The following is a 6,391-nucleotide window of genomic DNA, read 5'->3' as shown; positions in this document are numbered from 1 at the left end:
CATTTGTCAGCACGTCTCTGTACACTTTTGAGAGACCAAAAGTAAAAAGTACCGTTTATCATTGTAACACAGAAGCATATCCTCGTCAATAGGTTTTCTTAATTTTTTACTTATTCTGATAATCTTTAATAAGCGTTTAAAATAAAAATATTTTACTATTAACAAACTAAAAAAACTCTCAATCATGCTTCATATTGCATGATTGAGAGTTCTTATTATTTTTAGCATGATTCTTCTACTCGTAATCACTGTGTCGCTTAAGCTCCTGCGGGAGTTGAAGACGAGCTGGGAGTAGGCTCCGAGCTTGTAGAAGGGGCTGGATTCTGATTTTCCTGTGGTCGAGCTGGTACTTCATTTACAACAACGGGAGCTACATAGGCTGGTGAGGGGGTTGGAACAGGCTGCTGGTCTGAATCAGGTTCAGAGGATTCCCCAGGTGTTTTCATTGCATCTTTTACGGCTTGAATTCGGCCTTGGAACTTAGCTTTGGCTTCCTCATCTTTTACCTTATCAACCGCTGCTTGTGCTTGAGCTAAACTTTCATCGGTACGCTCTTCTTCTAACTTTTTAACAGCAGCTTCCGCATCCTGAATCGTATTATCCTCTGATGAAGATGCTTGATTTGTAGAACTAGCATCGCTAGAGCTTGAACGTCTACTGTAACTAACGTTTTTAGTGGAGCCCGTATTATTCTGAGCTGGTTTTAAAAATAATAGACCAGAAATCAAGATAGCCGCTAAGACCAATATAATTCCAGAACGAACAAAAATAGAAATTCCCTCTAATTTATCAAAAATATTTCTCATAATTCTTTCCTAAAGTTAATCAAATATATTCCCAATCTCAACATCAATCGTATTTGATTTAACATCGATATTGGTCACCTTTAGCAGTGATTTGTATTCCAGATGATCGCGATTAGCTTGCGCATTGTCTGCAAAGACCGCTACTCCTGCTAATTCCGAATCAAACTCAGACAGAAGGCTAATCATCCCATTAACTGTTCCACCTCCCTTTAGAAAGTCATCGACAATCAGCACCCGACTTCCAGCCTTTAGGCTACGTTTTGAGAGGAACATTTTCTCAATCCGATCTCCGCTAGAGCCCGAGACATAGTTAACACTGACCGTAGAGCCCTCGGTGATTTTCAAATCGCGGCGGACAATGACAAAGGGAACATTCAAAACATTAGCGACAGCATTGGCCAAGGGAACCCCCTTGGTCGCAACTGTCATAACCGCATCAATCTTTTGGTCTTTGAAAGCTTTGGCAATGATGCGACCGATATTATTGAGGATAGATGGCGTACTAAGCAAATCTGACAAATAGATATATCCGCCAGGCAGGATTCGATTACTCTCAGACAGCTGATCGCGGAGGTCTTGAACGATGACTTTTGCATCTTCTTCTGAAATGGATGGAGTGAAAACAACACCTCCTCCAGCACCCGTAATGGTCTCAATCGTACCAATTTCGATTTCTTCAAAGGCACGTTTGATAATCACAATGTCTTCTGAAATGGAAGACTTGGCAGATTCATATTTCTCTGCAAATGTGTTTAAACTTGTTAATTGGTAAGGATGGTTAATCAAGTAATTGGAAATAACCACCATGCGCTCACTTCTTCTTAATTTCATTTTTTCACCAATTCGACTCCATCAAAATCAGCCACAAACTAATCTGAGAACGTAGCTCTTCTCGCATAGAGCAGTAATTCAATTCTTTCTATTTCAAAGTTTGGAGTGATTTCTATGAATATTTATTTTATTTTTTCATTATATCATACTATATCAAAAAAACGAACATTATGCTAAATATAATGCCCATTTTTCGTATTTTACTTATCAATTTTTGGTTTATAGAAGGAACGATTTTCCAGAGCGAATATTTTATTGGTCATTTCTCCTGGAGCAACAAGAGACAAAGCCGTGGTCATCATCATCATTTCCGCATCCAGATTGTCAATCATGTGCAGGATTTCGGCCTCCATAATCTTTGGACGAACGGGACTGCCGTATTCAAGAAGACCGTGGTGACTGAGAAGGACATGTCGCAAAACGATAACATCTTCTTTTGTATCAACGATTTTCAGCTCCGCCAAGGTCTTGGTCAATTCCTCATCAATCAGTGCAATATGCCCAATCAAATTGCCTCGGACAGTGTATTCCGTATTTTCTGGACCGCTCAATTCAATGACTTTGGCCAAGTCGTGTAACATAATCCCTGCAAAAAGAAGGCTCTTATTTAGCTGAGGATAGATGTCACCAATCGCATCTGCTAGTTTAACCATGGTAGCTGTGTGAAAAGCGAGTCCTGACTCAAAAGCATGGTGATTGGTTTTCGCTGCGGGGTAAGAATAGAATTCCTTGTCGTATTTGCTGTAAAGTGAACGGACCACGCGCTGCCAGACTTGATTTTCAATTTTGAAAATCATTTGCGCCAGGTATTCCCGCAGTTCTTTTTGATCAACCGGTGGTTTTTCTTTGAAATCCACAGGATTGTTGGGCTCACCAGCTTTTGGCAAGCGCAAAGTCAGCTGATTAACCTGTGGCGTATTATTGTAGACTTCGCGACGGCCTTGCATGTGGACGACTTTTCCTGCTGTAAATTCTGCCACATTATGGGGCTGGGCATCCCACAATTTCCCCTCGATCACTCCAGTATCATCTTGGAAAGTGAAGGCGAGGTAATTTTTCCCAGCTCTGGTCTGTCGGACTTCGGCTGACTTAATCAGATAAAATCCTTCAAACAATTCATCCTTTTTCATTTGATTAATTTTCATAGTCTTCCCTTTCATCTGGAATATCTAGCAAGTGTAACTGAAGGTCTTGGTCAGACAATTCAATATGCCGCAGCGTTCTTTCAATGGCATTGGTTCGGCGAGTCAGTAACTCATCGATGCTGCCAGAAGCGTTCTTCAGGTGCTTCTGAGCCTTGGCTAGAATGCCGCCAAATTTGTTGAATTCCAGCTTGACACTGCCCAGAACCTTGCTGATGTCATCTGCGCTACGCTGGATGTTCAGGGTTTTAAAGCCAACTGAGAGAGAGTTGAGCAGGGCTGACAAGGTAGATGGACCCGCCACGACAATCTGCTCATCTCGTCGCAGACCGTCGAAAAACTCTGGATTGCGAACCACTTCGGAATAGAGACTTTCCGTTGGCAAAAACATAATCCCAAAATTAGTCGTAGCTGGCGGAGCCAGATATTTACTGTTGATATCCTTGGCAAAGCGCTTGACGCTAGCCAACAGCGACTTACGGTAAAGTTCAATCTCTTCCTTGTTGCCAGACTCATAAGCATCTTCCAAGCGGTAGTAATCCGCCAGAGGAAACTTGGAGTCAATAGGCAGATAGACATAGTCCTGCTCCGTCTGTCCCGGCAATTTAATAGCATACTCCACGCGCTCACTAGAACCTGCCACTGTGGCAAATTCGCGCTCATACTGGCTGGGGGTCATGATGTCTTCGATAATTTGTCCCAGCTGGAGCTCGCCCATAATGCCGCGGGTCTTGGTATTGGAAAGAACCTTATTGAGACTGCCCACATCCCGAGCCACCGTCTGCATCTCTCCTAATCCACGATTGACAGATTCTAGCTGCTTGGATACCGTCTCAAAGGAGGTCTGCAGGCGACTCTGCAAAGTCTTCTCTAATTTTTCCTCAACGGTCTGGCGCATCTGCTCCAGCCGCAGGTCATTGGACTCCTGAATCTGACGCATCCGCTCATCGGTTTTGTCTCGATTTTTGCTGAAACTATCCGCCATTTCGGTTCGCAAATCCGTCAAATGGAGATGCAAATCTGTTCGAACTTCTGCTAGCCGATCGCCCAGAACCAGTTCCAGCTCTTTTTGCCGAAGAGCTTCCTGCTGCCTTTCCTGCTCAAAGCGATAGTCCAGCTGGTCGGACAGATGATCTTCCTGCTCTTCTAGCAAGACTTTGATTGCCTGCTCCTGCTGCCCCTGTCTCTGCCAGAAGAAATAGAGAAAGACCAGATTGATGATAAGCAGGATGATGATGATATATTCCATATCAACTCCTATCTTTACTGTAAATAACAACCGTATAACCCTTGTCAAAGGATAAAAATACAGGTCTATCTATAAATTCGTTAGAAGCATAGACTTTTTTAAAGAAAAAATTCCTTTCATTTAAAGGATATTTAGCTCCTTCAATGGTCAAAGGAACATCCTCTGTCGGCATAAAGGCTAGATAGTCCATCCCTTCCACTGGCTTGATTTCATGACGACCAGAGGGCACATAGCGGATGCAATTCTGGGCATCCACTAAGGTCAGCCGCTCCATATAGGGGGCGATTTTATCGTTGCTGGGTAAGAAAATGTTGGCCAGAGCATGGTCTAGACGACCGCCAAAAGCGCCGAAAATCGTCAGATAAGCATCTGGGTATCGCTCAAGACAAGCTAGAACCGCCAATTCCAAGTCCGTATCATCCTTTTCAGGCTGAGCCTGAATGACTTCCTTAGCGCTAGCTTTTATGCGCAGCAATTCTTCATCAGAAACAGAATCAAAATCGCCAACCGCTAAGCCCAGAGGCAAGCCCTGCTTTAAGAGATAAAAGGCGCCGCGATCAACTCCGACAAAAACATCAAAATCTCGATTGACCGCAGTCAAATCACCGCCAGCAAACAGAGCAATTCTAAGCATCTAGCGCATCCCTCAAGGTCTGAACTTGATGGCTGACATCACCTTTGAAGACATAGCTGCCTGCTACGAAAACATTGGCTCCAGCCTCTCGGGCAATCTGAATCGTCTTGTCATCAATCCCACCGTCAACCTCAATATCAAAGTTCAGTTGATTAACTTCCCGCAGAACGACCAGTTCACGAATCTTATCCATGGTTTCTGGCAGAAAAGTCTGGCCACCAAAACCTGGATTGACTGTCATAACCAAGACCTGATCCACTAGATTCAAGACATTTTTAATCGCTTCGACTGGAGTTCCTGGATTGATAACAACACTAGGCTTGACACCTGCTGCACGAATCTTCTGCAAAGCCCCGTGAATATGCGGAGTCGCTTCGACATGGATGCTGATAATATCCGCACCTGCCCGAGCAAATTCCTCAATATGGTGCTCAGGATTGGACACCATGAGATGGCAATCAAAAACCATCTTACTGTGGGGACGCATACTTGCTACAACACCAGCACCAAAGCTGATATTGGGCACAAAATGGCCATCCATGACATCCAGATGGGCATATTCTGCCCCGCTGGCTTCTAGCTTCTTCAATTCCGTCTCAAAATTAGCATAATCCGCACTCAGAACAGAGGGAGCAATTTTAAATGTTTTCATGATAGTTCCTTTCTCTATTTAGGAAGTTTTTTAGCTGTCTTTTTATAGGTTTCACGACGATTCTCGATTTCACTGAGAAATTGCAGGTAGTTTTCGAAACGAAAAGCAGCAATTTGCTGGGCTTCTACGGCTGGTTTGACAGCACAAGCCGGCTCGTGCGTATGGGTACAAGTGCGGAATTTGCAGTCCCGACTGATTTCGGTAATTTCTGGAAAGGCGACGTTCAGATCTTCTGCCTTGTCCACCTCATAATCCAGAGAAGAAAAGCCCGGAGTGTCCGCAATTTTTCCGCCATTCAAGTTATAAAAGCTGACCGCCCGTGTCGTATGGCGACCACGACCCAGACTTTCAGAAATTTCTCCTGTTTCTAATTGCAAGTCTGGTGCAATTTTATTGAGCAGAGTGGATTTCCCAACACCAGTCTGACCCATAAAAACAGTGATTTTCCCCGTCAGAAGTGGCAATAACTCCTCAGTGGTTTTAACAACCTCATAGCCGATGGCCTGATAGGCCTGTACATAGACATCCAAGCTCTGCTCATCTTCAAGCAGGTCTAACTTGCTGATGTAGATAATAGGATGGATCTGCTTATGCTCCAAAAGCACCAAAAAACGATCCAAGAGATTGGCATTGAAGTCCGGCTCCTTCGCGCTCATGATTACAACTGCCTGGTCAATGTTGACAATAGGTGGCCGTACCAAACTATTTTTACGCTCGGCTATTTTTAAAATGTAGCCTTCAGAATCCTTGTCCGCTGAAAATTCGACATGGTCGCCAACATAAGGCGTCTGACCTTTTTTACGGAAATTTCCACGTGCTCTCGTCTGATACACCTGCCCATCTGACTCTACATAATAAAAGCCAGCCAAGGCTTTGATAATTATTCCTTGCAAGACTGCTCCTTTAAAGTTAATACAATTATTATATCAAAAAAACATATATTTGGCTTTTACTATTGGCATTTTCAAAAAATATGTTATAATAAAAAGCAAGCGGAGGTGGTGGAACGGCAGACACGCATGCTTCAGGCGCATGTGCCCGTACGGGTGTGAGGGTTCAAATCCCTTCCTCCGCATC

General features: G+C 43.7%; 7 protein-coding genes and 1 tRNA gene. 1 reads left to right on the top strand and 7 read right to left on the bottom strand.

Features of this window, described 5'->3' with window-relative positions; all coding sequences use genetic code 11:
- Nucleotides 1–257: 257 nt before the first annotated feature.
- The 7 genes from RWS39_RS08935 to rsgA form a co-directional block, all read right to left on the bottom strand.
- Nucleotides 258–806 (bottom strand): hypothetical protein, encoded by a 549-nt coding sequence (locus RWS39_RS08935; protein ID WP_314482698.1) that lies wholly within the window; start codon nucleotides 804–806, stop codon nucleotides 258–260.
- 15 nt (nucleotides 807–821) lie between these two features.
- Nucleotides 822–1,637: a pur operon repressor gene (gene purR / locus RWS39_RS08930; RefSeq protein WP_148877809.1), complete on the bottom strand. Its 816-nt coding sequence runs from the start codon at nucleotides 1,635–1,637 to the stop codon at nucleotides 822–824.
- Between the two features lie 200 nt (nucleotides 1,638–1,837).
- Nucleotides 1,838–2,782, bottom strand: a complete 945-nt coding sequence (locus tag RWS39_RS08925) for a 3'-5' exoribonuclease YhaM family protein (protein WP_314482692.1) — start codon at nucleotides 2,780–2,782, stop codon at nucleotides 1,838–1,840.
- A complete protein-coding gene (locus tag RWS39_RS08920; protein ID WP_314482690.1) occupies nucleotides 2,772–4,028 on the bottom strand; it encodes a DNA recombination protein RmuC in 1,257 nt (418 codons plus the stop codon). Before RWS39_RS08920 ends, RWS39_RS08925 begins: the two co-directional genes overlap by 11 nt.
- Nucleotide 4,029: 1 nt before the next feature.
- Complete coding sequence (locus RWS39_RS08915; RefSeq protein WP_314482688.1) at nucleotides 4,030–4,662, bottom strand: thiamine diphosphokinase; 633 nt, start codon at nucleotides 4,660–4,662, stop codon at nucleotides 4,030–4,032.
- Complete coding sequence (rpe, locus tag RWS39_RS08910) at nucleotides 4,655–5,314, bottom strand: ribulose-phosphate 3-epimerase (protein ID WP_314482686.1); 660 nt, start codon at nucleotides 5,312–5,314, stop codon at nucleotides 4,655–4,657. Before rpe ends, RWS39_RS08915 begins: the two co-directional genes overlap by 8 nt.
- Before the next feature lie 14 nt (nucleotides 5,315–5,328).
- Nucleotides 5,329–6,207: a ribosome small subunit-dependent GTPase A gene (rsgA, locus tag RWS39_RS08905; protein ID WP_314482683.1), complete on the bottom strand. Its 879-nt coding sequence runs from the start codon at nucleotides 6,205–6,207 to the stop codon at nucleotides 5,329–5,331.
- 99 nt (nucleotides 6,208–6,306) lie between these two features.
- Between rsgA and RWS39_RS08900 the strand changes: the two genes are divergently transcribed.
- Nucleotides 6,307–6,389, top strand: a tRNA-Leu gene (locus RWS39_RS08900).
- Nucleotides 6,390–6,391: the final 2 nt, after the last annotated feature.

The sequence above is a fragment of the Streptococcus cristatus genome, assembly GCF_963529205.1.
Classification (GTDB): Bacteria; Bacillota; Bacilli; order Lactobacillales; family Streptococcaceae; genus Streptococcus; species Streptococcus cristatus_O.
This window is presented reverse-complemented; position numbering and strand designations above follow the sequence as displayed.

Excerpts from the sequence above, each read along its gene's own strand:
- RWS39_RS08915 (WP_314482688.1), bottom strand. The coding sequence starts at position 4,662 with ATGCTTAGAATTGCTCTGTTTGCTGGCGGTGATTTGACTGCGGTCAAT.
- rpe (WP_314482686.1), bottom strand. The coding sequence starts at position 5,314 with ATGAAAACATTTAAAATTGCTCCCTCTGTTCTGAGTGCGGATTATGCT.
- purR (WP_148877809.1), bottom strand. The coding sequence starts at position 1,637 with ATGAAATTAAGAAGAAGTGAGCGCATGGTGGTTATTTCCAATTACTTG.
- RWS39_RS08935 (WP_314482698.1), bottom strand. The coding sequence starts at position 806 with ATGAGAAATATTTTTGATAAATTAGAGGGAATTTCTATTTTTGTTCGT.
- RWS39_RS08920 (WP_314482690.1), bottom strand. The coding sequence starts at position 4,028 with ATGGAATATATCATCATCATCCTGCTTATCATCAATCTGGTCTTTCTC.
- RWS39_RS08925 (WP_314482692.1), bottom strand. The coding sequence starts at position 2,782 with ATGAAAATTAATCAAATGAAAAAGGATGAATTGTTTGAAGGATTTTAT.